General features: G+C 54.7%; 22 protein-coding genes and 3 tRNA genes. 17 read left to right on the top strand and 8 right to left on the bottom strand.

The window, feature by feature from the left end; all coding sequences use genetic code 11:
• Positions 1-226: 226 nt before the first annotated feature.
• From ldtA to ES815_RS01775, 5 genes are all read left to right on the top strand, one after another.
• Positions 227-1,168, top strand: coding sequence for a L,D-transpeptidase (ldtA, locus tag ES815_RS01795; protein WP_142486338.1), 942 nt, complete (start codon positions 227-229; stop codon positions 1,166-1,168).
• Between the two features lie 285 nt (positions 1,169-1,453).
• Positions 1,454-3,502, top strand: a complete 2,049-nt coding sequence (locus ES815_RS01790; protein WP_142486337.1) for a hypothetical protein — start codon at positions 1,454-1,456, stop codon at positions 3,500-3,502.
• A complete protein-coding gene (locus ES815_RS01785) occupies positions 3,502-5,040 on the top strand; it encodes a hypothetical protein (protein ID WP_221888530.1) in 1,539 nt (512 codons plus the stop codon). The genes ES815_RS01790 and ES815_RS01785 overlap by 1 nt, the downstream gene beginning before the upstream one ends.
• 5 nt (positions 5,041-5,045) lie before the next feature.
• Positions 5,046-5,822: a hypothetical protein gene (locus tag ES815_RS01780; RefSeq protein ID WP_142486335.1), complete on the top strand. Its 777-nt coding sequence runs from the start codon at positions 5,046-5,048 to the stop codon at positions 5,820-5,822.
• Positions 5,823-5,835: 13 nt separating this feature from the next.
• The gene (locus tag ES815_RS01775; protein ID WP_142486334.1) at positions 5,836-7,671 is read left to right on the top strand and encodes a patatin-like phospholipase family protein; all 1,836 of its coding nucleotides are present in this window, start codon (positions 5,836-5,838) and stop codon (positions 7,669-7,671) included.
• 100 nt (positions 7,672-7,771) lie between these two features.
• Here ES815_RS01775 and ES815_RS01770 read toward each other — a convergent pair.
• Positions 7,772-7,847 (bottom strand) — tRNA-Asn (locus ES815_RS01770).
• Between the two features lie 319 nt (positions 7,848-8,166).
• Between ES815_RS01770 and nac the strand changes: the two genes are divergently transcribed.
• The 4 genes from nac to ES815_RS01750 all read left to right on the top strand — a co-directional run bounded on the left by nac (position 8,167) and on the right by ES815_RS01750 (position 10,855).
• On the top strand, positions 8,167-9,084 hold the full coding sequence (nac, locus tag ES815_RS01765) for a nitrogen assimilation transcriptional regulator NAC (protein ID WP_142486333.1): 918 nt from the start codon (positions 8,167-8,169) through the stop codon (positions 9,082-9,084).
• Positions 9,085-9,180: 96 nt separating this feature from the next.
• Positions 9,181-10,131 carry an HTH-type transcriptional regulator Cbl gene (cbl, locus tag ES815_RS01760; RefSeq protein ID WP_142486332.1) on the top strand — a complete coding sequence of 317 codons (951 nt, stop codon included), beginning with the start codon at positions 9,181-9,183 and terminating at the stop codon, positions 10,129-10,131.
• 133 nt (positions 10,132-10,264) lie between these two features.
• Entirely contained in the window at positions 10,265-10,522 is a 258-nt protein-coding gene (locus ES815_RS01755; RefSeq protein ID WP_142486331.1) for an AbrB/MazE/SpoVT family DNA-binding domain-containing protein, read from the top strand.
• Positions 10,523-10,855: a type II toxin-antitoxin system PemK/MazF family toxin gene (locus ES815_RS01750; RefSeq protein WP_142486330.1), complete on the top strand. Its 333-nt coding sequence runs from the start codon at positions 10,523-10,525 to the stop codon at positions 10,853-10,855.
• Between the two features lie 69 nt (positions 10,856-10,924).
• On the opposite strand, the gene ES815_RS01745 is transcribed toward ES815_RS01750, so the two are convergent.
• Positions 10,925-11,000: transfer RNA gene (locus ES815_RS01745), tRNA-Asn, on the bottom strand.
• Between the two features lie 100 nt (positions 11,001-11,100).
• Positions 11,101-11,898 carry a DgsA anti-repressor MtfA gene (gene mtfA, locus ES815_RS01740; RefSeq protein ID WP_142486329.1) on the bottom strand — a complete coding sequence of 266 codons (798 nt, stop codon included), beginning with the start codon at positions 11,896-11,898 and terminating at the stop codon, positions 11,101-11,103.
• 93 nt (positions 11,899-11,991) lie between these two features.
• Here mtfA and ES815_RS01735 point away from each other — a divergent pair.
• A tRNA-Ser gene (locus tag ES815_RS01735) sits at positions 11,992-12,081 on the top strand.
• A 163-nt stretch (positions 12,082-12,244) separates the two neighbouring features.
• Here the strand turns inward: ES815_RS01735 and dcuR are convergent.
• The 3 genes from dcuR to ES815_RS01720 all read right to left on the bottom strand — a co-directional run bounded on the left by dcuR (position 12,245) and on the right by ES815_RS01720 (position 15,786).
• Positions 12,245-12,970 carry a two-component system response regulator DcuR gene (gene dcuR, locus ES815_RS01730; RefSeq protein WP_142486328.1) on the bottom strand — a complete coding sequence of 242 codons (726 nt, stop codon included), beginning with the start codon at positions 12,968-12,970 and terminating at the stop codon, positions 12,245-12,247.
• Complete coding sequence (locus ES815_RS01725; RefSeq protein ID WP_142486327.1) at positions 12,967-14,580, bottom strand: sensor histidine kinase; 1,614 nt, start codon at positions 14,578-14,580, stop codon at positions 12,967-12,969. Before ES815_RS01725 ends, dcuR begins: the two co-directional genes overlap by 4 nt.
• Before the next feature lie 132 nt (positions 14,581-14,712).
• Positions 14,713-15,786 carry a porin gene (locus ES815_RS01720; protein ID WP_142486326.1) on the bottom strand — a complete coding sequence of 358 codons (1,074 nt, stop codon included), beginning with the start codon at positions 15,784-15,786 and terminating at the stop codon, positions 14,713-14,715.
• Positions 15,787-16,433: 647 nt separating this feature from the next.
• Here ES815_RS01720 and drpB point away from each other — a divergent pair.
• The 4 genes from drpB to ES815_RS01700 are packed head-to-tail and all read left to right on the top strand — an operon-like array spanning position 16,434 to position 19,400.
• Positions 16,434-16,706 carry a cell division protein DrpB gene (gene drpB, locus ES815_RS01715; protein WP_142486325.1) on the top strand — a complete coding sequence of 91 codons (273 nt, stop codon included), beginning with the start codon at positions 16,434-16,436 and terminating at the stop codon, positions 16,704-16,706.
• Positions 16,707-16,748: 42 nt separating this feature from the next.
• A complete protein-coding gene (locus ES815_RS01710; protein WP_142486324.1) occupies positions 16,749-17,444 on the top strand; it encodes a phosphohydrolase in 696 nt (231 codons plus the stop codon).
• A 50-nt stretch (positions 17,445-17,494) separates the two neighbouring features.
• Positions 17,495-18,925 carry a DNA cytosine methyltransferase gene (locus ES815_RS01705; RefSeq protein ID WP_185902372.1) on the top strand — a complete coding sequence of 477 codons (1,431 nt, stop codon included), beginning with the start codon at positions 17,495-17,497 and terminating at the stop codon, positions 18,923-18,925.
• Positions 18,909-19,400 (top strand): very short patch repair endonuclease, encoded by a 492-nt coding sequence (locus tag ES815_RS01700; protein ID WP_142486323.1) that lies wholly within the window; start codon positions 18,909-18,911, stop codon positions 19,398-19,400. The genes ES815_RS01705 and ES815_RS01700 overlap by 17 nt, the downstream gene beginning before the upstream one ends.
• On the opposite strand, the gene yedA is transcribed toward ES815_RS01700, so the two are convergent.
• Positions 19,372-20,286 (bottom strand): drug/metabolite exporter YedA, encoded by a 915-nt coding sequence (yedA, locus tag ES815_RS01695; protein ID WP_142486322.1) that lies wholly within the window; start codon positions 20,284-20,286, stop codon positions 19,372-19,374. The genes ES815_RS01700 and yedA overlap by 29 nt on opposite strands.
• A 178-nt stretch (positions 20,287-20,464) precedes the next feature.
• On the opposite strand from yedA, the gene ES815_RS01690 reads away from it, so the two are divergent.
• The 3 genes from ES815_RS01690 to dgcQ all read left to right on the top strand — a co-directional run bounded on the left by ES815_RS01690 (position 20,465) and on the right by dgcQ (position 23,427).
• A complete protein-coding gene (locus ES815_RS01690; RefSeq protein WP_142486321.1) occupies positions 20,465-21,382 on the top strand; it encodes a DUF808 family protein in 918 nt (305 codons plus the stop codon).
• A 78-nt stretch (positions 21,383-21,460) separates the two neighbouring features.
• Positions 21,461-21,643 carry a YodC family protein gene (locus tag ES815_RS01685; RefSeq protein ID WP_142486320.1) on the top strand — a complete coding sequence of 61 codons (183 nt, stop codon included), beginning with the start codon at positions 21,461-21,463 and terminating at the stop codon, positions 21,641-21,643.
• Between the two features lie 113 nt (positions 21,644-21,756).
• Entirely contained in the window at positions 21,757-23,427 is a 1,671-nt protein-coding gene (dgcQ, locus tag ES815_RS01680) for a cellulose biosynthesis regulator diguanylate cyclase DgcQ (RefSeq protein WP_409518821.1), read from the top strand.
• Here dgcQ and ES815_RS01675 read toward each other — a convergent pair.
• Positions 23,409-24,221, bottom strand: coding sequence for a mannosyl-3-phosphoglycerate phosphatase-related protein (locus ES815_RS01675; protein WP_142486318.1), 813 nt, complete (start codon positions 24,219-24,221; stop codon positions 23,409-23,411). The two genes, dgcQ and ES815_RS01675, sit on opposite strands and share 19 nt — an antisense overlap.
• Positions 24,222-24,379 lie beyond the last annotated feature (158 nt).

Below are 24,379 nucleotides of genomic sequence, written 5' to 3'. Positions count from 1 at the left end.
TGTCTGACGTTATTTTTTTATTGGTATAGGAAGAAGATCACTCACATTGCGGTCGCCTGAAAATAGCGACGGGTATGAGACTACCCCGACAGCGGGCAGGTGAAAACGTTTTTATCCCCGAGTGAGCTAAACGGGTGATATTTATCGACATGATGATTTGTTATCTGGCGATAAACGCAGCAACAAGGCTATGCTTGTCTGATACGTGGAGCGACAGAGGAAGGGAATGATGCGTCGTAGTACTATTTTGGGCTGTTTTGCAGCATTACTGGTCAGTCAGAGCGCGCTGGCGGTGAGCTACCCGTTGCCGCCTGAAGGCAGTCGTCTGGTGGGAAGCCCACAGACGATCACCGTTCCGGCTGACAACAGGTTGCCGCTCGAAGCCTTTGCGGCGCAGTACGGGCAGGGGCTGAGCAATATGCTGGAGGCCAACCCGGGAGCCGATCCGTTTTTACCTAAATCAGGCTCGCAGCTGATCGTCCCACAGCAGATCATCTTACCGCCGACCGTGCGGGAGGGGATTGTGGTGAACGTGGCGGAAATGCGCCTGTACTACTACCCCAAAGAGGGCAATACCGTTGAGATCTTCCCTATCGGCATAGGCGAGGCCGGACGGGAAACGCCGCGTAACTGGGTCACTGCTGTCGAGCGTAAGCAGGACGGGCCAACCTGGTCGCCAACGCCAAACACCCGTCGCGCCTACGCCAAAGAGGGCAAGACCCTGCCCGCATTTGTTCCCGCGGGCCCGGACAACCCGATGGGGCTGTATGCTCTCTATATCGGCAGGTTGTATGCCATTCATGGCACCAATGCGAACTTTGGCATCGGGCTGCGCGTCAGCCAAGGCTGTATTCGTCTGCGGAACGACGATATTAAGTATCTGTTCGATAATGTCCCGGTCGGAACCCGTGTCCAGCTGATCGATCAGCCGGTGAAAGTCACCACCGAGCGGGACGGCAGTCGCTGGGTGGAAGTCCACGAACCGCTGTCGCGTAATCGTGCAGAGTTTGAATCGACGAATAAAGTGCCGCTGCCGATGACGCCAGGATTACGCGCGCAGATTAACGGTGGGGATGTGGACGCCGTGCGCGTTAGCGAGGCGCTGGAGCGCCGGTCGGGAATGCCGGTGAATATCAGTTGGGGTGCCCGGAGTGCGCCACTGCTATAGGAGTACTCGCTGAGTCGTCGCCTGAATTCAGGCGACTCATGCCGCGCTTGTACCCACGATTGCCTATTTCCAGGCACGATTAAGAATTCATACATATTGATTACGGCGTATAGCTGACGGATATCTATTATTCAGAATTACCGTTGGCTCCTCTTTCTCACCTTAAATCGGTGGGCCACTCTCATTACGTCATTTTTAGCGTTGAGATATTGCAGGTTGTTTGTCAGCTGTTGGAACTGACGGCATCGCAAGTATTCCTCTACCACATCAGTGAGAAGAGATACGATGAAAAGTTACCAGCCGATCTCCCCGCTGCCAAAACCCCCTGTGCGGCGACTCAATGTTTATGCTTTCGATCCACAATCTTCCGTGGAGCTTAAAACCGCGGTTATTAACAATACGGTTATTGAGCTTCCCTGGGAAACCCGTTGGGAGGATCAGTTAGAAACCGGCCCCATCAATGATTATCTTGAAGTAATTGATTACGATCCCAGCTCAGGACTCTTTTACACTCCAACCGATCTCAATGATCCTTTTTTGCTGGCACAGGATGGATTACCCCCTTCCGAAGGCAACCCGCAGTACCATCAGCAGATGGTATTCGCCGTTGCAATGCGAACTATACGTAATTTCGAGCGTGCGCTAGGACGTCTTGTTTTGTGGGCGGGCGATCGTAACGCACCGAAATCCTCACCGGAACGTAATTTTACGCGACGGCTACGTATTTATCCCCATGCTCTGCGTGAAATGAATGCCTATTACAGCCCCACTAAGCGGGCTTTATTATTTGGATACTTTAAGCACCCGGAAGGCGATGTCGCCTCCTGCTCCTGGGTTTTTACCTGCCTTTCGCAGGATATCATTGCCCATGAGACCACACATGCCATTCTCCATGGCATGCAACAGCGTTCGATTGAAGCCTCCAATCTGGACTCTCTGGCTTTTCATGAAGCCTTCGCAGATATCATCGCATTACTACAGCATTTCAGCATGACAAACGTCGTCCGGCACCAGTTGGCGCAGAATAAAGGTTCGCTGCGTGAACCTGGATTATTAAACGGACTTGCGCTTCAGTTCGGTCATGCAACGGGTTGTCACGGTGCTTTACGTTATGCGCTGCAATACTTGAGTACCTCTGCGACAGCGACTGAAGGAGGAGAGCATAACGCTCTCAGCCCGCCCAAAAAATTGTCTGAAACCTTTGAGTCGCATGAGCGGGGCGGGTTTCTCGTTGCTGCTATCTTCGATGCCTTCGTCACGATTTATGAGCAAAGGACCGCCGACCTTTTTCGCCTGGCGTTCTCTGGGGCCGCCTCAAACCAGGATTATCTCCCAACGGAATTGGTTAATCGCCTTGCCATTGAAGCAGCAAAAGCTGCGGATCAAGTGCTACGTATGTGTGTGCGTGCCCTGGACTATATTCCGCCCGTCGATTTACATTTTGGCGAATATTTACGCGCAATTATTACGGCTGATACCGATCTGGTGGCGCATGATCCAATGCGCTATCGCATTGCTTTCGTTGAAGCCTTTAAAAAACGAGGCATAACTGTGCCTGGCTGCATTTCGATGGCACCTGAGAGTCTGTTATGGGATGAACCTGATCTTACGGAAGCTCCCGAATTTGGTTCCAGGGGTCGTAGCCCTGAAGAGGGGTTGAGTAATGTTTTCTCCGGGCTGCTGAATACACTCGAATTATCAGGTTCGATCAAGCCAGGGGAGCCGGGAGCGACGGGCGGCGGGAGACGTAATCTCCGGGAAGCCGCAATGTTATCAATCCAGCGCAATCAGGCACGCATTCACGCCTGGTTCGAGCAGGATAGCCCGTTTGACGAAGGATGGGAAAAGCTGTTGGGTATGCGGCTCATTGCTTTCGATAATCCTATACGTAAGTCGCCCGTCCCCCTTGTTGCTACCCTGTGGACGGGGAGAGCAACACAGAATGGTGAATTTTCTAACGTCCCCACTTTCGAGGTTCATTCTGCACGTATTGCGCGTCGTGTTGGGCCGGAAGGTCAAGAGACGCATCAACTTATCATACAGATCACCCAGAAACGGCGTGGATTTGATGATCCGGCCGATCAGGAGAAAGCGGATGCGGGGAATATCGCACTTTTAACTCGGGATCCTGATTTCTGGTTCCGCGGCGGTGCGACGATCCACATCGACCTGCGAGATGGAAAATTAATCCGCATCATTAGAAAGAATGTTTGCGACAACAAAAGGTTAGCGGTTCAGCGGGCATTCAGGACGGGGCAAACCCTGGGGCTGGCACCAGGGTTATATTCACATGCGAACTGCGAGCCATTCGCCTTCCTGCACAGGGGGCTATGATGACGCAACCAACAATAACGGTTCGCATGTACCGCGCATTAGGCGGTGAGGGTAGTGATTATCGCGGTTATCTGGGCGATTGCTTTCTCATTAGGGTGGCGAACGAACTTAATCCCCCTGCGCATATATTGATCGATTTTGGCGTTCTGATGGGCACGACACAAGCCCATGAGCGAATGCGGAAAATCGCGACTGATATCGTCATTATGACCGGGGGAAAATTCGATGATGAGGGCAAGATAACCCAAAAAGGGACTTTGGATCTGTTAGTGATAACCCATGAACACTGGGATCATCTCTCAGGCTTTTCACAGGCGCAGGATATTATTTTTAGCGGTCTGGCGATCCAGCAACTCTGGATGGCCTGGACCGAGGATGATAATGATGCCTTAGCCAATCAGTTACGTCAGGAGCGGGACCGACGCACACTTTCATTAGCCGCTCTTTCTGAAATGATCCAAAAGGTTGCGGAGGGTCTGAATCCCTCACCACTGGCGGCTGACAGGCAGATTGCGCTTTCCGGGCTTGATGCCTTTTTAGGTCCTTTGGTAGAACCGGTTGAGCAAGAAAGGGCGGATAACGGGCTGGCCGCCAGAACTACCGCACCACGACGCCTTCAAAGCCGGGAGATTATCGCTAAATTAAAAACCGAGGCGGTAAGTAAGGCATTCCTGTCGCCCGGTCAGGTGGTTACCGCACCGGGAGGAATAAAAACCTATGTGCTGGGGCCACCACGTAATATTTCTCGACTGAAAAAGGACAAGCCGTCAGGTACAGCAAAAGAGACCTATTTCGATAATCAGGCGTTAGAGGAAAGGCTGTTCCGAATTGTTGACAATACGCCTCTCGATCCGGATAACGACCAGCCTTTCGCCAAACGTTTCAATTGTTTCCATGTTGAGCAGGTGCATGCGTCGAATGAGGCATCTGCAGGCAGCGACTGGAGTACCTTTCTCTGGTTCAAAGAACACTATTTCGCTCAGACATCCGAAGACGGATGCGATCTGTCGCGCCGAACGATTGATTCGGACTGGATGGGCGCAGCGGGTCAACTGGCCCTCAAGCTCGACGCTGATACCAATAATACCAGCCTTGTCCTGGCTTTTGAGCTTCCTGACGGAACCTTTATGCTTTTCCCGGGGGATGCTCAGGTAGGTAACTGGTTATCGTGGCACGACCAATCATACCTATATGGACATCAGGAGCTTACTGCGGCTGACATTCTTGGCCGCGTGCGATTTTACAAGGTTTCGCATCATGGCAGCGATAACGCCACGATCAAGGAGAGAGGCCTTGGCCTGATGACTCACCCCGATCTGGTCGCGGCAATCTCTACGGATGAGGCTTTTGGCAAGCAACAGGGTGTTAAGGGATGGCATATGCCAGACGCGCGGTTAAATGATGCTCTTCTGGCAGCAACGAAAGGGCGAGTTTTTCGTAACGATGACCCAACAGATACGCTTTACCCGCATTTCGATAATCGGCTGAGTTCCTGCGAACTCTACCTTGAGTACACCGTGTATAACGCAACGGAGTAGACATCATGGTCTTCGATCAAGAGTATGCACAGCGTTTTATTGTGAATGCCTCTTTACCCTCAAAACCCGAGCTGTTCGGTATTGATAAAGGAATGGGAATGCCGGATTTAAAAACATCCAGCAAACAGTCGCTGGTTGTCGGCTCAAATGTTGTTTCTTTCATGGCTGGGGTAGAGGCGGAATTGCGGCAGGCCATTACAGACTCGTCCCTTTTCGCACAGCTCGCCGCGGCGAAAAGCGTTAACGCGGATCCTGATCCGCTGAAGTTCTTTGATGCCTATTTCACCAATCTGGCGGTACTTGGCTGGGTTATTGAGGAAAAAGAAAGTATGGAGCTTCATTATGAGGGAGATACGCTCGACGTTCATCAGGCGATAATTGGCGTGATTACTTCTTTTTTAAGCCCTGTAGCCGGAGCAGTAGAAGCTGTTCTCGCTGTATTGAATGGATTGCGTAGCATGACCAACCATGCGCCATTCATCACCCTTTTTAATCAACAAAGTCGACATGACAATATTGGCCGTTTCCAGTTCACCTGTATATATTCCAGGCCGAATCAAGGTCTCACAGCAAGTGCAATGGCTTTTTCTCTTCGAGCGGATAATACCTTGACGCAGGTTCTGTTTTTTAAACTGCAAAAAGGTCAGGCCTCATTGCGCCAACGCACAGGCGTGCTTTCTATTGATGCTTACGCAATGAAAACGCTGCAATCACAACTGAAAGCGAAATTGGGAGCATATCGCAGCGCGTATATAGCTAATGTTGAACTTGGCACTCTTTGAGAGGAGAAAGATCATGGCAATTTGCCCATTTTCTGAACAGCATACCATCACCGGTAGCAGTGGAAAATATACGGGAGGTATATTCAAAATTGTTCATCACACGACAGAAGGCGGAAGCGCTGAAGGTGCATTTGCTGCGTTTAAGGCTCATCGATCCGATCCGCACTTCACCGTTGATGCCAACAAAATCTATCAGCACATTGATACTGACGTGGCGGCGCGCTCATTACGAAATGCGGCCGGTGGGGTAGAGACCAACCGGGATCGTGCATTACAGATTGAAGTTGTAGGTTTTGCCGGGAAGACAAAGAACAAGGCGACGATGAAGAATCTTGCTCGTCTGTGCCGTTGGCTCGAAGAAACGCATCATATTCCTTTAGTTTGGCCTGCTGGCCTCCCCAAACCAGCCCGGAATGGCAAAGATCCGGGGGGACATGTGCGTAGCACCGAGGCATGGGCAAAAGGCGGGCATTTTGGTCATTGCCATGTGCCTGAAAATACGCACTGGGATCCCGCCTATACGAAGACTGAAGCCGCTTATCTGATGGCCGCAAGATTTGACGCTGCCGGGAAACTCATCAATGCGCAGGATCCCGCCGTACTCGCTCTGGAGCAGCAACCGATCGCGATGGACGGCGACGCAGCGTTCGCGATCATGAACGATCATGCGGACGTTGGCGATGCGAATACGGACACTGTCGAACCCGTTAATGCTGCCGTGCATAAACAGCCGGAACAGGTGCCGCTTTTAATACAACCCGGCGGCGGTCTGTGCCTGTCAGGTGGTGGCTACCGGGCCATGCTTTTTCATGCGGGAAGTTTGCTTCGGCTTTATGAAACGGGTCATCTTTACTCCCTGCAACGTATTTCTAGCGTTTCAGGGGGATCAATCACCAGTGCAGTTCTGGCGCTGGCCTGGAGGCATCTCCCGTTTGATGGCGAACGAGCGTCATTCGAAGCCCGGATAATTATTCCGATAAGAGATCTTGCCCGACGGACCCTCGATGCTGAAGCAATCCTGACGGGACTGCTGCTACCTGGTACCATTGGCGAGCAAATCGCTGCTGCGTACGACAAGTACCTGTTTCATGGTGCAACATTGCAGAACCTGCCCGTCACGCCGCGTTTTATTATTAATGCAACGAATGTGCAATCCGGCATACTGTGGCGTTTTTCCAGGCCCTATATGGGAGACTATCGGGTTGGCCGTATTGAGAATCCTGAATTCTCGCTAGCCAGCGCAGTTGCCGCTTCCTCCGCATTTCCGCCTGTGTTATCACCGCTTACTATTGGACTTTCTCCAGCCTCCTTTAAATCCGGTTCGGGCGATGATTTGCAGCGGTTCCCGTATACATCTGATGTCGTACTGGCAGATGGCGGCGTTTATGACAACCTGGGCCTGGAGACGGTCTGGAAACGTTACGAGACGGTACTGGTCAGTGATGCGGGGGCCAAAATAAAACCGGAGGAAGAGCCTAAAAAAGACTGGGCACGTCATGCTTATCGTATTCTTGATATCATTGATAATCAGGTACGTAGCTTGCGAAAACGCACGCTCATTGCAAGCTATCAGGCCCTGCCTGACGATCCCGCAAAACGCAAGGGGGCTTACTGGGGGATCGGTGCGGAATATGATCATTATGACAAGCGAGCGCTGAACCTGCATTGTACGCCGGAACGTGTTCAGGAGCTGGCTACTATCGCGACGCGTTTAAAGAAACTGGATGATGAACTGCAGGAGAGGTTAATTAATTGGGGCTACGCCATAACCGATGCTGCATTACGCACTTATGTTGATCCCGAATTGCCTGAACCTGCGGCCTTTCCCTATCCAAAGAGTGGTGTCTGACTCTTGCATCACAATCAGGGGACAAGATTAAAGGATGGGTAAACGCGTAATGTAAAAGCAAAAAGCCCGCTTAAGTTTCCTTAAGCGGGCTTCTTAAATATGGCTCCTCTGACTGGACTCGAACCAGTGACATACGGATTAACAGTCCGCCGTTCTACCGACTGAACTACAGAGGAATCGTGTGAACGGGGCGAATATTAGCGGCGTCACCTGCACTTGTCAAAGGGTGATCCCGCCTGCGTGGATCGTTTGCTGACAAAATCAGCAAGGTGGCGGTTTCAGCAACAAATTGCACGTTTTTGGTGCGCCTATACCCCGAATGGGGCAGATCATAAACCGCTGTTTCATGTTTGAAACCGACGGCAGTGATTAGATTTCCTTATTTTCCGCCGCTTAGCGCACATATCGGACCTCTTCGCAAAACTGGCAAGCATCTTGCAAAACCCTCAGTACATTCGCGCCGGAACCGGCAACGCATTTCGTACAGGGGGCAAAATGAACTTAAGACGACTGAAATACTTCGTAAAAATCGTCGATATCGGCAGCCTGACCCAGGCCGCTGAGGTGTTGCATATCGCACAGCCGGCACTGAGCCAGCAGGTGGCCACTCTGGAAGGTGAGCTGGATCAGCAGCTGTTGATCCGCACGAAACGCGGCGTGACTCCTACCGAAGCGGGCAAGATCCTCTACACCCACGCACGTACCATTCTGCGCCAGTGCGAACAGGCGCAGCTGGCGGTGGGTAATGTCGGGCAGACGCTGAGCGGGCAGGTGTCGATCGGACTGGCACCGGGCACGGCAGCCTCGTCAGTCACCATGCCGCTGCTGCAGGCGGTGCGCGCGGAGCTGCCGGAGGTGCTGGTCTATCTGCACGAGAACAGCGGTTCGGCGCTGAACGATAAATTGCTCGGCGGGCAACTGGATATGGCGGTGCTCTACGATCGCTCGCCCGTGGCGGGGATCACCAGCCAGCCGCTGCTGAAAGAAGATCTCTTCCTGGTGGGAACGCGCGACTGCCCGGGGCAGAGCGTGGATTTGACCGCGGTGGCCGAGATGAATCTGTTTCTGCCTCGCGATTACAGCGCCGTGCGGTTACGCGTCGATGAAGCTTTCTCCCTGCGCCGTCTGACGGCCAAAATCATTGGTGAGATTGACTCTATCTCCACGCTGACCGCCGCTATCGCCAGCGGGATGGGCGTGACTGTATTGCCTGAATCGGCAGCCCGATCGCTCTCCAGCGCCGCTAACGGCTGGATGGCGAGGATCTCCTCGCCGTCGATGAGCCTGCCGCTGTCGCTGAACGTCTCGGCACGCGGCGCGCTGTCACCGCAGGCGCAGGCGGTAAAAGAGATCCTGATGTCGCTGGTAAGTCGTCCATCGCTGGAGAACCGTGAGCTACAACTGGTCAGCTGATATTCCATAAAGGTATAAGTTGCGGGTTTTTATTATTTGTTCTCACGACGAGCACACTCTAACAATAGCGTTATGTCAGATGCGCCGGAGTGAATCGTGAATTTCCAGCAACTTAAAATTATTCGTGAGGCGGCCCGTCGGGATTACAACCTGACCGAGGTCGCCAACATGCTCTATACCTCCCAGTCGGGCGTCAGCCGTCATATCCGCGAGCTGGAGGAAGAGTTGGGTATTGAGATCTTCATTCGTCGTGGCAAGCGCCTGCTGGGGATGACCGAACCCGGCAAGGCGCTGTTGACCATTGCCGAACGCATTCTCAATGAAGCCAGCAACGTGCGTCGGCTGGCCGATCTCTTTACCAATGATGCCTCCGGCGTGTTGACCATCGCCACCACTCACACTCAGGCCCGCTACAGCCTGCCGCCGGTGATAAAGGCGTTCCGCGAGCTGTTCCCGGACGTGCGTCTGGAACTGATCCAGGGCACGCCTCAGGAGATTGAAGTCCTGCTGCAAAACGGCGGGGCGGATATCGGCATCGCCAGCGAGCGCTTAAGCAACGACCCGCTGCTGGCCGCATTCCCGTGGTTCCGCTGGCATCACAGCCTGCTGCTGCCGGTCGACCATCCGCTGACCCAGGTCTCCCCGCTGACGCTGGACGCTATCGCCAAATGGCCGCTCATTACCTATCGTCAGGGCATTACCGGGCGTTCCCGTATTGATGAGGCCTTTAACCGCAAAGGCCTGACGCCGGATGTGGTGCTCAGCGCGCAGGATTCCGACGTGATCCGCACCTACGTCGAGCTGGGGCTGGGGATTGGGCTGGTGGCGGAACAGTCCGGCGGCGAGCGCGAGCAGGGGAGCCTGGTGCGCCTTGATACCCGTCATCTGTTTGATGCCAATACCGTCTGGCTCGGGCTTAAGCGCGGCCAGCTGCAGCGCAACTATGTCTGGCGCTTTATCGAACTCTGCAACGCCGGGCTCTCGGTGGATGAGATCAAACGCCAGGTCATGGAGCCGGAAGAAGTGGCGATTGACTACCAGATTTAGGCCAACCAACCCCGCATCGCGGGGTTTTTTCTCTGAAGCGTTTTCGCATTTCTTGTAAAACCTGATTCTGCCTGGAAAATGTACATCATTAAATTCCAATGTTATATTTAAATATAATATCTGGAGGAGTTTTATGTACATAACACGTCTGAAAAAAGTGGGTGGCTCTGTCATGCTGGCAGTCCCTCCAGCGATTTTGAAAACGCTCGACCTGCAACCAGACAGCGAGGTCGGCGTCACTATCGACAACGGCTGCCTGATAGTTGAACCGCAAAAACGCCCGCATTATTCACTTGCTGAACTGCTGGCGCAGTGCGATCCGCAGGCCGAACTCAGTGAAGAAGATCGAGAATGGGTTGATGCGCCAGCTGCAGGCAAGGAGCTCCTGTAAATGGATAGAGGGGAAATCTGGCTCGTTTCACTTGATCCTATTGCCGGGCATGAGCAAAGCGGAAAACGTCCGGTGCTTATCGTGTCGAAGGCTGCGTTCAATCATCTCACCCGCCTGCCTGTTGTGGTTCCTGTCACCACCGGCGGCAAGTTTGCCCGTACTGCGGGTTTTGCCGTATCCCTGGATGAAGCGGGCTCAAAAACCAGGGGCGTGATTCGCTGCGATCAGCCTCGTACCATAGATATGGGAGCACGGCATGGCATAAAGTTGGAGCGTGTGCCGGATAGCGTAATGAATGAGGTACTTGCGAAGTTGGGTGCTTTGTTAACCTGATGTCGTGCTTAGAAATATCCAAAATAGCAAAAAGCCCGCTTAAGTTTCCTTAAGCGGGCTTCTTAAATATGGCTCCTCTGACTGGACTCGAACCAGTGACATACGGATTAACAGTCCGCCGTTCTACCGACTGAACTACAGAGGAATCGTGTGAACGAGGCGCATGTTAATGGCCCCGCTAGTTTGTGTCAACACTAAATTCAACGCGCTGATTCAATTGATTAATTAAGCCTCAGAGTGCTGATTTAGTGTACTTGCGTGGCAGGATCATCGCTCTGGCCGTCATTTTCACGTAACCGCTGCAGCGGGTCCTGCTGGTAAAACTGACAAAAACGCTGCCAAAGCGCCGGGAAGCGGGGGGCGAAAAGCTCGGGTGCGCTGAAGAAATATTCTGATAACACCGCAAAGCACTCAGCAGGATCGGTGGCGGCATAGGCATCAATGCTGGCTGCGCTTTCGCCCACCAGATCGATCTCATCCTGGATGTTGTTCATCGCAGCGTGCAAATCGTGCTCCCAGCCCGCCACTTCACGCAGGGGGATAAACGGCACGCCGCTGGCGCGATCGCCGTTGCGGGTGTCCAGCTTATGCGCCACTTCATGAACAATGAGATTGAAACCGGAGGCGTCGAACGAGTCCTGAATGTCCAGCCAGTTAAGAATGATCGGTCCCTGCTGCCAGCTTTGACCGGACTGCACCATTCGCTGACTGTGCACCAGCCCAATGTCGTCCTCCCATTCGTCGTCCACCACAAACGGCGCTGGATAGATCAGCACTTCATGGAAACCGTCCAGCCATTCGATACCCAGTTCCAGAACCGGCAGGCAGAAGAGCAGGGCAATGCGGGTGCTCTTGCGATCGTCGAGTTCAAAACCCTGCAGCGGGACCAGGCGTTTTTGCTGTAGGAATCGCACGGCAAGCTGCACCAGACGCGATTTATCCTCATCCGATAAAGTGGACAGGACGGGGATCGCCAGCGCCTCTTCCCACGGCAGCGCCGCGCTTCGGGCGGATTCATTCGATTTCCAGGGCCACTTAATCATCGCTTTGCTCGCAAACTCGTCACTTGAACAAAATTGACCGGTTATGGTCTGTTAAAATGCCAAATTACCCGGCATGATGGCAACCATCAAAACGGCGAGATGCCGGAGCGGCTGAACGGACTGGTCTCGAAAACCAGAGTAGGGGCAACTCTACCGGGGGTTCAAATCCCCCTCTCTCCGCCACTTCATCTCTTCAGTCAGTCTTCCTGCTAGCTTTCTCGTCAGACATCCTGTGCGCTGGGTACCTTATCATTCCACTTACGGGAAGTAACAGCCCTTTACCGCTTCAAAACAATATATGTGAACTAAATCAGGATGTTTACCTGAATAGGTTGTATTGCGGGCGTTACTCCTGGTGGCAATATTGCCGAAGCAGGGCAACCTGCTCGGGGCGCAGACGATAGCGATACACGGGCCGGCCGGTGGTGCCATAGTGAATGCTGGTGTGCAGAATGTTGACCTGCGCCAGCCAAATCAGGTATTTGCGGCAGGACACCCGGGAAATATTGACTGCGCTAGCCAGATCGTCGGTCGAAAATTCCGTCCCCGGATGGGCGTCAATCCACAGGCACAGCGTGCGCAGCGTCTGCGGGGTGAGCCCTTTCGGCAGGCGTCGACTGTCCGCCAGCCCTGGCGCGCCGCCGCGCAGCAGCCGGTCAACATCGGCCTGGTCATGATACTGATGCGATCCCATCAGGGCTTTTTTCTCACGCCAGCCGTTCAACGCCTCTTCGAAGCGCGGGAACTGGAACGGTTTGATCAAATAGTCCACCACCCCGTAATGCATGGCGGTCTGAATAGTCGCGGCATCGGAAGCCGAGGTGATCATGATGACATCGGTGTCACGTCCGGATGCCCGGATAACCGGTAGCAGGCTCAGGCCATTGTCACGCTGCATGTAGACATCCAGCAGGATCAGATCGACCTGCCGGGCGGGGGCGTTCAGCACGGCCCCGGCCTCTGCCAGCGACGTGGCAATGCCGCAGCAGCAAAAACCGTCGACCCGGTTTACGTACTGGCGGTTAAGATCGGCCACCATGGCATCATCATCAACAATCAAAACATGTATCACGCGCTTTTCCTTTCACTGTCCCAGGGGAGCTGAACAAAAAACTGGGTAAATACGCCCGGCTCAGATTCTACGGCGATCTCCCCGCCCAGGTTTTCGATTTGCTGGCGGGCGAGGAACAGCCCCACCCCCCGGTTTTCCCCTTTGGTGGAAAATCCTTTGTTAAAAATGGCCTGCAGATGGTCAGGGGCGATGCCCGGCCCGTCGTCACTCACTTCGGCACTCAGCCAGCCCTGCTGATAGTGCAGGAGGAGGCTGATTTCCCCCTCGGACTGCGCGGCCATCGCATCCAGCGCATTCTCGATCAGATTACCGAGCACGGTGATCAGCCCCGCGACCTGCTGTTCATTTGGGTTATCCGGCACCAGGCTGGCATCCGAAAGCGTCAGGCTAAATCCCAGCTCTCTTGCGCGGCTGATCTTACTCAGCAGAAAACCGGCCACCACCGGCGATTTCACGTTGCGCTGCAGCGTGCCGACGTCGCTCTGCCAGGCATTGGCGGTCAACAGGACGTACTCTTCCAGTTTGGCATAGTGCTTCATATGCAGTAGCCCGAGGATCACATGCAGCTTGTTCATAAACTCATGGGAATGGCTGCGCAGCACATCCAGATAACTCACCATCCCGTCCAGCCTCTGCAACAGCTGGCTGATCTCGGTCTTATCACGGAAGGTGGTGATGGCGCCCATCAGCTGATTCTCGCTTTTGACGGGCAGGGTGTTGCAGAGCAACAGCCGGCCGTGACAGTTGATCTCCTGATCCTGCCGCGGCAGCCCGGTTTGTAATACCTCGCGCAGGTTCGCCAGCAGCGGCGCCTCGTGCAGGGTATGACTGCTGGCGCTGGCATTCAGGATCTGCCGGGCAGCATGGTTTATCATCGTCACATGCCCCTGCTGATCCACCGCGATCACCCCCTCGCGCAGGGATTGCAGCATCGCCTGGCGCTGCTCCAGCAAGGCTGAAATTTGATACGGTTCGAGGCCAAACAGCACGCGCTTCAGCATCCGCACCAGCCCCCATGCGCCGAGCGCGCCCATCAGGGCGCTGAACAGCACCAGCCAGATGGCATCCCAGCGGTTGCGGGCGATTTGCTGCTCTACTTTAATCAGGGAGATCCCCACCGCAACCACGCCAATCTGCTGATGCTGTGCGTTATAGACAGGCGTAAACACCCGCAGCGCCTCGTCGAGTACCCCGTGGTTGACAGCAACATTCTCTTTATCTTCCAGCGCAGGCCGAAGGTCGTCCCCAATAAAGGCTTTGCCGAGCAGGGCGCTGTTGGGATGCGAATAGCGGATCCCCCGCATGTCGGTGACAACGGCAAACAGCAGGTTGTTGCGCTGCATCACCGCCCGGGCGACAGGCTGGATGATGTTACTGTCCGGGGGCAGGGACAAGCCGCGGGTCACCTCCGGGCTATCAGCCAGGGTTCTGGCGACCGCCAGGGCGGTATCCCGCACGCCATCGCGCGTAGCCCGGGTGATTTGCGCAAAATAGAGGACAAAAATCACCAGCAGAATCGCGCCCGTCACGCTGTAGACCATCAGCGTGACCAGGGTGTTCAGTTTCATTGGGCGCTTGCGCGTAGGAGGGAGGGGCGGCAAATCGCGCATTGAAACTCCAGGACATACAGAAAGTGGGCATTATGGCTGATGGCGCTAATTTGTTAAAGCTATGTAAATCTGGTGGCGGTTAAAAAGCAAAAAGCCCGCTTCGTAGCGGGCTTACAGAGTCTTGCCGGACAATCAGAACTGGTAAACGATACCCAGCGCGAACTGGTCGTCAGCAGGCATGCCGGTACGGGCCGCGTCATCATCATCCAGCAGGTTGAATTTATACGCAGTGTAGACGTTCATGTTCTTGTTGAAGTAGTACCAGGCACCCAGTTCAACATAGTTCACGAGGTCGGCATTCACGCCGCGAACGCCGTTGCGTTCATCCAGATCTTTGCCTGTGGAGTAGACGTAGCCCAGGGAGGGACGCAGGCCAAAGTCAAACTGGTACTGCACCACGGCTTCAACGTTCTGCGTTTTGTTGGCAAAACCTTTATTGCTCACATAGGTCATGTTGCGGGTTTCACCGTACATCACCGCAGCGTAGAGGTTGTTGGCATCATACTTCGCGGCCAGCGACCAGACTTCAGCGGTATCGCCAAAGCCGTCCAGGGACTGTTTGTTGGTACGGTCAGACTTGCCGTAGACGCCGACGAAGCCAAAGCCATCGAAGTTGTAGGCGAGGGAGGTGCTGTAACCGTCACCGTTGGCTTTTTTCACCTGGCTATCGTGGTTTTTACCCTGGTACTGCAGCGCAAAATCCAGCCCTTCAACCGCGCCGAAGAAGTCCGTGTTGCGATAAGTCGCCACGCCGGTGGTACGGCCAGTCATAAAGTTATCGGTGTGAACCCAGGAATCGCCACCCCATTCCACGAGCATATCGGTGTACGCCCCGGCGTCGTAAGCCACACCGTAGTTGCGGCCATAGTCAAACGAACCGTAGTCACCGAATCTCAGACCTGCGAACGCCAGACGGCTACTCTCATCCTGTTCGCCTTCCGGGGCGCTGGCACCCATGTTGTACTCAAACTGACCGAAACCGGTCAGGTCGTTGTTGATTTGTGTTTCGCCTTTAATGCCGAAACGGGCGTAGGAGTCATCAAAGTTTTCGCTGTTGCTATCGTCGGTATTGTTCCAGATGCGCTTTCCGACCATTTTTCCGTAAAGATCGAATTTATTGCCGTCCTTGTTGTAGATTTCAGCCGCATTTACCGCGCCAGCGCTCAACAAAACAGGGACGAGAACTGCCAGAACTTTTCTTTTCATTATATATTCCCTTGAATGTATTTTTTTAATGAATATACGCAACCCCCTCCGGGTTACGGGCTCAATACTATTTCAGGGTGGGTTTTTACTGTTTAAAAATAAATGTAACTAAATCATTTAGATTATTTCAAAATATTAATTACGGTGTCATTATATTTTATATTTATGATTCTTAGAAATGTATTATTACTTTTTATTGATATTTATTTCAATGAGTTATTGATTTTAAGGAATCTATTGATGAAGAAGGGGGTTCCCTGCGGCAATGACAATAAAAAGCCCGATAATAGTATCGGGCAAAAATAAAGGGGTAATTTAAGAGTATTTAATAGTGAAGCGATAAAAAAGCACATAACCCCGTCATCATTGCACAGTTATCCGCTTTGGAAAATATGTTCCTTGAATAATAAGAGTGAAATAACGCATTTACAGCCTTGCTTTAGGCTATGACATTTTCCTGACTGCATAAATACTGTGGAATTATAATTATAAACAATACAAAATTGCGAAAGATCAACTTAACGCAAATCGACAGGGGAAAGTTTTACAGGTAGCGTGTTTTTCATCAGAAAATGTGATTTATTTACCGGTTCGAATTGGCGATGTGAATGCGACGGCCAACGTGCCGTGAAAAAGGAAAGGACAACATGGAACAAAAACACGATCGCAGCCTGGGAGGCAAGCTGGCCCTGTGGGTTTTTTACGCCTTTTGCGGCTATTTCATCTGGGCGATGGCGCGCTATTTGTGGATCGTCAGCAAAGTCACCTCGGTATCAGGGCCGCTGATTGAGGACGATCTCGGCTCAACGTCCGGGAAATGGCTCAGTGCCCTGTGCGGTTTTCTGCTTTTAAGCGCGGTGGGGGGAATCCTGGGTGCCATTGCCTGGTACACCCGGCCGCGTGATGTGTCAGAAGAGTAAATAATTGCTATTGTACGGCTTTTCACTTTCTGGAAAGCCGATATGGAACTCGTGCAGTGGCAGCAACGCTTTGAAAATTGGCTGAAGGCGCATCATGCCACCGATGATACCGCCCATGATATCTCCCATTTCCGTCGTGTCTGGAACACCGCACAGCGGTTGATGAAAGATTTGCCGGTCGATCCCCTGATCATCCTGACGGCCTGTTATTTTCACGATATCGTCAGCCTGCCGAAAAACCATCCGCAGCGCGGCCGCTCGTCGCAGTTGGCCGCCGAAAGAACGATGGCCATCCTGCGCGACGACTTTGCCGATTTTCCTGCCCATCACTATGCCGCGATCCAGCATGCCATCGAGGCGCACAGCTTCAGCGCGGGCATTACGCCGCTTACCGATGAAGCCAAAATCGTGCAGGACGCCGACCGGCTGGAGGCCCTGGGCGCGATTGGCCTGGCGCGCGTCTTTGCCGTGTCCGGCGCGCTGGGGGTTCCGATGTTCGACCCGGAGGATCCCTTTGCTGATGCGCGCGAGCTGAACGACCGGGCATACGCCCTGGACCATTTCCAGAGCAAACTGCTCCGCCTGCCCGGGACGATGCAGACCGCCGCCGGTCGGCAGCTTGCGCGACAGAGTGCCGATGTGCTGATTCAGTTTATGGCCCGGCTCAGCGCCGAGCTACGCGGCGATTACGAGGGTATTGACGCCGCGGTAGTGCAGCGTTTCCGCGACAGTCTGTAATGCCTTTCTGTGTTACTCTCTCTTAAGTCTTTTTTGGCCCGGTTAAATGTATGCAGGAAAATGTATCAGTGACGGAGTCGGCGCTTGTGCTGGCAGATAAATCAACGGCGTCAGTTCAGGCGTTATTGAGCCAGCTTCTGGAAATTTACGATGCCAGAACGCTGGCTCATCTTCTGGTTGCTCAGGGTGACAGCCACTGGAGCCCGGCGATCCTCAAACGACTGGTGACCAGCGAGCGGGCAGGACATCGCCTTAGCGACGGTGAATACCGCTTCCTGCAAAACCTGCTGCCGCGTCCTCCGGCCTGTCATCCTCACTATGCGTTCCGCTTTGTCGATCTGTTCGCCGGGATCGGCGGCATCCGTCATGGATTTGAGGCGATTGGCGGCCAGTGCGTATTTACCAGTGAGTGGAACAAACATGCGGTACGCACCTACAAGGCCAACTGGTACTGCGATCCGGATGCGCACCAGTTTAATGATGACATCCGCGAAGTGACGCTCAGCCACCAGAGCGGCGTGACGGACGACGAGGCGGCGCAGCACATCCGCAACGCCATTCCGGCGCACGACGTGCTGCTCGCAGGCTTCCCGTGCCAGCCGTTTTCGCTGGCCGGCGTATCAAAGAAGAACGCTCTGGGTCGCGCGCACGGTTTTGCCTGCGACACTCAGGGCACGTTGTTCTTTGACGTGGCGCGCATTATTGACGCCCGCCGCCCGGCAATCTTTGTGCTGGAGAACGTGAAAAACCTGAAGAGCCATGACGGCGGTAAAACGTTCCGCATCATCATGCAGACCCTGGACGACCTGGGGTATGACGTGGCGGATGCCGCGGAGAGCGGGCCAGACGATCCGAAGATTATCGATGGAAAACACTTCCTGCCCCAGCACCGCGAGCGCATTGTGCTGGTGGGCTTTCGTCGCGATCTCAACCTGCGGGGCAACTTCACCCTGCGCGATCTCCCGGGGCTGTGGCCGGCACGGCGACCCACAATTGCCGATCTGCTCGAGCCCGTCGTGGACGCAAAATTCATTCTCACCCCGGTGCTGTGGAAGTATCTCTATCGCTATGCGCAGAAGCATCAGGCGAAGGGCAACGGGTTTGGCTTCGGGATGGTCGATCCGACGAACCCGAACAGCGTCGCCCGCACCCTGTCGGCACGCTATTACAAAGATGGCGCGGAGATCCTTATCGACCGGGGCTGGGACAAAGCCCTTGGCGAGCGGGATTTCGACGATCCTGAAAACCAGCGTCATCGGCCGCGCCGTCTGACGCCGCGCGAATGTGCTCGTCTGATGGGCTTTGAAACCCCGCAGGGCTACCAATTCCGTATCCCGGTGTCTGACACCCAGGCCTACCGTCAGTTTGGCAATTCGGTAGTGGTACCGGCGTTTGCCGCCGTCGCCCGACTGCTGGAGTCGCGTATTCTGCAGGCGGTAGCGCAACGTAAGGCTGAGACTGTCAATGGCGGACGTACATAATAAGGCCACCCGCAGCAAAAACATGCGCGCCATCGGCACGCGGGATACGGCCATTGAAAAACGGCTGGCTGGTCTGCTGGCGCAGGTCGGCTTTGAGTTCCGTGTGCAGGATGCCAGCCTTGCCGGGCGACCTGATTTTGTGATTGATAGCCACCAGTGCGTGATCTTCACGCATGGCTGTTTCTGGCATCGCCACGACTGCTATCTGTTTAAGGTCCCGGCGACCCGCACCGACTTCTGGCTGGAGAAGATTGGTAAAAACGTTATTCGCGACAACCGCGATATCGCGCTGTTACAGCAGCAGGGCTGGCGGGTGCTGGTAGTGTGGGAATGCGCGCTGCGCGGCAGGCTGAAGCTGGATGACAGGGCGCTTACTGAGCGTCTGGAAGAGTGGATCTGCGGCGGCGGCGAGACCGCGCAGATCGACACCCTTGGCATTCGCCCGCTTAAGGTTTCTCCGCCTGACACGGCGTAACCACCGGTTTGGCCGGGAACAGATATTTGCCTAAGGTCACCAGCACCACCGCCATAATAATGATCCCCAGCGCCATCCACTCAACCGGGGAGAGCGATTCTCCGCCGAGGCCCGTACCCAGCAGCACGGCGACCACCGGGTTCACGTAGGCATAGCTGGTGGCAACCGCCGGAGAGACGTTGCGGATCAGGAACATATAGGCATTAATCGCGATCACCGAGCCGAATATCGCCAGATAGCCCACCGCCAGGAAGCCTGACAGGTCGGGAAGGGCAGTCAGCTTCTCGCCGGAAAGCATCGACGCCACCAGCAGCACAATCCCCGCGGTGACCATCTCAATGGCCCCGGCCATCATCCCGGTGGGTAATTCAATGCGCGAGCCGTACACCGAACCAAACGCCCAGCTCATCGACCCGATCAGGATGAGCAGCGCACCCCACGGATTGCCGCTCAGGTTTCCGCCGCTGTTGAGCAGAATAATGCCTGCCATCCCGATGGCGATCCCCAGCCACTCCAGCTTGCGCGTTTTGATGCCAAACAGGCGGCTGAAGCAGAGGGTGAACAGCGGAACGGTCGCCACCACCACCGCCGCGATCCCGGAGGGCACGTTTTGATGTTCCGCGACGGTAACAAAGCCGTTCCCGACAGCCAGCAGCAGGACGCCGATCAGAGCGGCGTTGAGAAGCGGGCGCAGCGGCGGCAGCTTATGGCCGCGCAGGAATAAAAACGCCAGCAGCAGCACGCCCGCAGAAAGAAAACGCACTCCGGCCATCATCAGGGGCGGCCAGCTCTCCACGCCGATACGGATCACGAAATAGGTGGAACCCCAGATGATATAGAGCGCAAACAGCGCGCCCGCTAATGGTAAAACGTGCCTGAAACGCATACTCCCTCACAATGAAATAATTCGGTCGCATAGAGTTAACGTGAAAACTATCGCGCTGGCGAGCGCTTTAATTGTGTTACATAAGTGAATTATTTGTTGACTTAAACGGGATAGTTTCGGGGTTCCGGGTTTTACTCCATACTGTTCAGGTTATTAACAAAAAAGAAGGAACGTTATTTTGGCGGGAAGTAGCTTATTAACACTGCTGGATGATATTGCCACGCTGCTGGACGATATTTCGCTGATGGGAAAACTGGCGGCCAAGAAAACCGCGGGCGTGCTGGGGGACGATCTCTCTCTCAATGCCCAACAGGTCTCGGGCGTGCGCGCCAATCGCGAGCTGCCAGTAGTCTGGGCCGTGGCGAAGGGTTCACTGCTCAATAAAGTGATCCTCGTGCCGCTGGCGTTGCTGATCAGCGCCTTTATTCCGTGGGCCATCACGCCGCTGCTGATGGTTGGCGGGGCATTTCTCTGCTTTGAAGGGGCAGAGAAAATATTACACTCCCTCGAATCGCGTAAAAATAAAGGGAAGGAGAGCCCGGAAGCGCGGCAACAGCGTCTGGAAGCGCTGGCCGCACAGGACCCTGTCACCTTTGAGCGGGATAAAATCAAGGGCGCGATCCGTACCGACTTTATCCTGTCGGCGGAAATTGTGGCTATTACCCTGGGGATTGTGGCGGATGCGCCGCTGCTGAACCAGGTGCTGGTGCTGTCCGGGATCGCCTTTGTGGTCACCCTGGGCGTCTACGGCCTGGTGGGCATCATCGTCAAACTGGATGACGTCGGCTACTGGCTGAGTGATAAAACCAGCGCGCTGGCGAAGATGACGGGTAAAGCCCTGCTGGTGGTGGCCCCCTGGCTGATGAAGTCCCTGTCGGTAATCGGCACCCTGGCCATGTTCCTCGTCGGCGGCGGGATTGTGGTGCATGGCATTGCGCCGCTGCATCATGCCATCGAGCATTTTTCTGAGGCTCAAGGTGCTGTTATTGCAACTGTTTTACCCACCTTATTGAATCTGGTGCTCGGGTTGATTATTGGCCTCGTGGTGGTCGCGGTGGTGAAACTCGTGGAAAAAATGCGAGGTCGCTCACATTAATAACTTCTGGCTATACCAGGCATAACTGTTATTCCTCGACTAAATTGATACAGTTTCACACTGATAAAGGAGGCGGTTATGGTCTTTCTGGTCAGCGATGAAGTTAAGCCAAAAAACGGCGGTCCACGTATGGTCGTCACCGGCTATGCAAGCGGAATGGTGGAGTGTCGCTGGTACGACGGTTACGGCATCAAGCAGGAAGCGTTTCGTGAAGAAGAGCTTCAGCATGGTGACGGCACCCGGCGAAAGGACAAGGCTTAAGTCACGCTACGCCCGGCAATGCCGGGCGTTTTTGTGCGCTATAATCGCTTACAGGCAGTAACATTGCCGTCCCCGCCCATGCGGATGGCGCAGGTGGCTTTCAGGGAGTGTGTGTGCAGCCCGACGATATTGTAAGAAAAGAGGTTTTTTCGGCACGTCATCGTTTTCATCCGGGCCGGGTTGTAAATATTTGCTTTATTGCTGTCCTCATCGTCTCCACGTTACTGACCTGGCGCGAGGCTGTGGTGCTGGAAGACGCCTACGCCGCGACTCAGCACACCCATCTTGAGAACGTGGTCAACTCGCTGGATCGCCAGCTGCAGTTCAGCGTCGAAAAGCTGCTCTTCTTTCGTAACGGCATGCAGGATGCCCTTGAAACTCCGCTGGCCGCGCCTGTGCTGCACGACACGGTCTCCCGTTTCAATGACCTGCGAAACAAACCTTTCTGGCAGTTGGCCTTCGACGAGCGGCGTACTTTACCGCTGAACGGCATTTCCGATGCGTTTGTACAGCAGACCACCAGCCTGATACGCGACGACGAACGGCTCGAAAAGGAGATGAGCGCTGCCTTTGAAATGGGCTATTTGCTGCGGATTAATGCCCCGGCGGCGCACGCGAAGCGCATCGTTTATGTCTCGCGTGCGGGGTTTTATGTCTCGACCGATCCAATCGATACCGTACGCGACATTCCCACCCGCTATTATCAGCTGGTGACCAGCCCGTGGTTTACCCAACAATCAGAGCGCGATAATCGGTCCCGCAGCGTGCGTTGGCTTACGCTGATAAATGAAAAAATCGTTAACGTCAGCGTGCCGGTCGACTATCAACGTGACTGGTACGGCGTGCTGGCGATTGATTTTACCTTCCAGGGGCTTAAGAAACTGCTCCAGGATGCGGTAGGGGATAACGGCGAAGGGGAGTTCCAGCTCTACGACAACAGTTTTACTCTGCTCGCCACCTCGGAGAGCGTCGCCAGTCATGTGAACCATTTTGACGAGCGTGAGCGGGCGCAAATTGCCAGCACGCTTGAGAACGATACCGTAGGAGAGATCCGGCTGGGGAGCCGTTACGTTAACTGGCAGCATCTGGACCACTTCGACGGTGTTCTGCTGCGCATTCACACCTTACGGGAAGGGGCGCACGGCGATTTTGGCAGCATTACGATTGCCCTGACGCTGCTGTGGCTGCTGTTCACCGCGATGCTGATTGGTTCATGGTTTGTGATCCGCCGGATGGTCAGCAACATGTACCGGCTGCAACACTCGCTCCAGTGGCAGGCATGGCACGACCCTCTGACGCGGATCAATAACCGCGGCGCGCTGTTTGAGCGGGCGAAAGCGCTGGCGAAAAGATGCGAACAGCAGCATCAGCCCTACTCGGTAATGCAGTTGGATCTTGACCATTTTAAAAGCATTAACGACAGATATGGTCATCAGGCGGGCGACAAGGTGCTCACCCATGCGGCCAGGTTAATCACCAGCACGATACGGGAGGCGGACGTCGCCGGGCGCGTGGGGGGCGAAGAGTTTTGCGTCGTCCTGCCGGGGGCCGGGCCTGAAGAGGCGATGCGGATTGCAGAGCGGATCCGCGCGCGCATCAACGACCGCGAAATCCTGGTGAAAAAGAGCCAGACGGCGCGCATCAGCGTGTCGATCGGCGTCAGCAGCGCCCGTGAAAGCGATAATTATGACTTTGAGCAGCTGCAGTCCATCGCTGACGCCCGTCTCTACCAGGCGAAACAGCGAGGACGCAACCAGGTTGTTGGTCAGGACGAGAAGAAGTGATCCAGCCCTTCACGCCAGCCCGCGGGGCCGGGCTGTTGGGTATGGTAAACCCGCTCAGGATCGTCGTTTTTCAGCTGTACGCCCTGGCGGTTAATCCCTTTGACCACCACCGCCAGGTCCACGCTGTCCAGCAGAGGGGCATCGTTTGGCCCGTCACCCAGGCCTAAGGTTGTAGGAAGCATGCCGTCGCGCTGCAGGTACTGCTCGTTGAGCCAGCTGATGGCCTGATCTTTACCGCCCCGGGCATCGAGGATGTGCCAGAAGCGTGCGCCCTGAACAAACTTCAGCCCCAGTTCTACCAGCGCCGCCTCAAAGGCCGCCATTTTTTCGTCGCTGTCGCGCCAGATCAGCGTTACCGAGGCTTCGTGCAGCCGCGCCAGCATCGCGCGTTCGCGGCTGAGCCCGGTCCACTCGCTAATCACCCGATCGTCGACATCATCGAAGGTAGTGAACCTGTAGCCTGCATCGTCGCGCAGCTGATTGATTACCTGGACGATGTCGGTATGGGGAACGCCGTTGATCAGCCGGGGGGCGTCGGGATGGTCGTTCCAGCGTACATCCAGCTGGATCACCGCGCCGTTTTCGGCAATAAAGGGCAGGCCATCCAGCCCGAGATCGTTCTGGATCTCCAGCATTTCAGCCGCCGTTTTGCTGCTGCAGAGAACGATCGGGATTTGATGGTCCTGCAACCTCTCCAGCCAGCCGGCCGCAGGCTGCCAGTCATAGGTATGAATATCCAGTAGCGTGCCATCCAGATCGCTATAGATGAGCAGCGGGTCCTCAAGTGAAGGCATAGCATCTCCCGTAACAGATGAAGGTTGCAGATAAGATTTATCTTAAAAAAACAGAGCGGAAAAGTTTCTCTTATGGAACCGATCCCGTTCAGGCCGCGTCCCAGGCTCGTTGGCAACCATAACTAAAACTTTAATTTCGTGTAGTAACTATAAATGTG

The sequence above is a fragment of the Leclercia adecarboxylata genome, assembly GCF_006874705.1.
Taxonomy (GTDB): Bacteria; Pseudomonadota; Gammaproteobacteria; order Enterobacterales; family Enterobacteriaceae; genus Enterobacter; species Enterobacter adecarboxylatus_C.
The sequence above is the reverse complement of the archived record's forward strand: the minus strand, read 5'-3'. Positions and strand labels throughout refer to the sequence as shown.

Coding starts and splice junctions, on each gene's coding strand:
- ldtA (WP_142486338.1), top strand. CDS start 227: ATGATGCGTCGTAGTACTATTTTGGGCTGTTTTGCAGCATTACTGGTC.
- ES815_RS01790 (WP_142486337.1), top strand. CDS start 1,454: ATGAAAAGTTACCAGCCGATCTCCCCGCTGCCAAAACCCCCTGTGCGG.
- ES815_RS01785 (WP_221888530.1), top strand. CDS start 3,502: ATGACGCAACCAACAATAACGGTTCGCATGTACCGCGCATTAGGCGGT.
- ES815_RS01780 (WP_142486335.1), top strand. CDS start 5,046: ATGGTCTTCGATCAAGAGTATGCACAGCGTTTTATTGTGAATGCCTCT.
- ES815_RS01775 (WP_142486334.1), top strand. CDS start 5,836: ATGGCAATTTGCCCATTTTCTGAACAGCATACCATCACCGGTAGCAGT.
- nac (WP_142486333.1), top strand. CDS start 8,167: ATGAACTTAAGACGACTGAAATACTTCGTAAAAATCGTCGATATCGGC.
- ES815_RS01755 (WP_142486331.1), top strand. CDS start 10,265: ATGTACATAACACGTCTGAAAAAAGTGGGTGGCTCTGTCATGCTGGCA.
- ES815_RS01750 (WP_142486330.1), top strand. CDS start 10,523: ATGGATAGAGGGGAAATCTGGCTCGTTTCACTTGATCCTATTGCCGGG.
- mtfA (WP_142486329.1), bottom strand. CDS start 11,898: ATGATTAAGTGGCCCTGGAAATCGAATGAATCCGCCCGAAGCGCGGCG.
- ES815_RS01725 (WP_142486327.1), bottom strand. CDS start 14,580: ATGCGCGATTTGCCGCCCCTCCCTCCTACGCGCAAGCGCCCAATGAAA.
- ES815_RS01720 (WP_142486326.1), bottom strand. CDS start 15,786: ATGAAAAGAAAAGTTCTGGCAGTTCTCGTCCCTGTTTTGTTGAGCGCT.
- drpB (WP_142486325.1), top strand. CDS start 16,434: ATGGAACAAAAACACGATCGCAGCCTGGGAGGCAAGCTGGCCCTGTGG.
- ES815_RS01710 (WP_142486324.1), top strand. CDS start 16,749: ATGGAACTCGTGCAGTGGCAGCAACGCTTTGAAAATTGGCTGAAGGCG.
- ES815_RS01705 (WP_185902372.1), top strand. CDS start 17,495: ATGCAGGAAAATGTATCAGTGACGGAGTCGGCGCTTGTGCTGGCAGAT.
- ES815_RS01700 (WP_142486323.1), top strand. CDS start 18,909: ATGGCGGACGTACATAATAAGGCCACCCGCAGCAAAAACATGCGCGCC.
- yedA (WP_142486322.1), bottom strand. CDS start 20,286: ATGCGTTTCAGGCACGTTTTACCATTAGCGGGCGCGCTGTTTGCGCTC.
- ES815_RS01685 (WP_142486320.1), top strand. CDS start 21,461: ATGGTCTTTCTGGTCAGCGATGAAGTTAAGCCAAAAAACGGCGGTCCA.
- ES815_RS01675 (WP_142486318.1), bottom strand. CDS start 24,221: ATGCCTTCACTTGAGGACCCGCTGCTCATCTATAGCGATCTGGATGGC.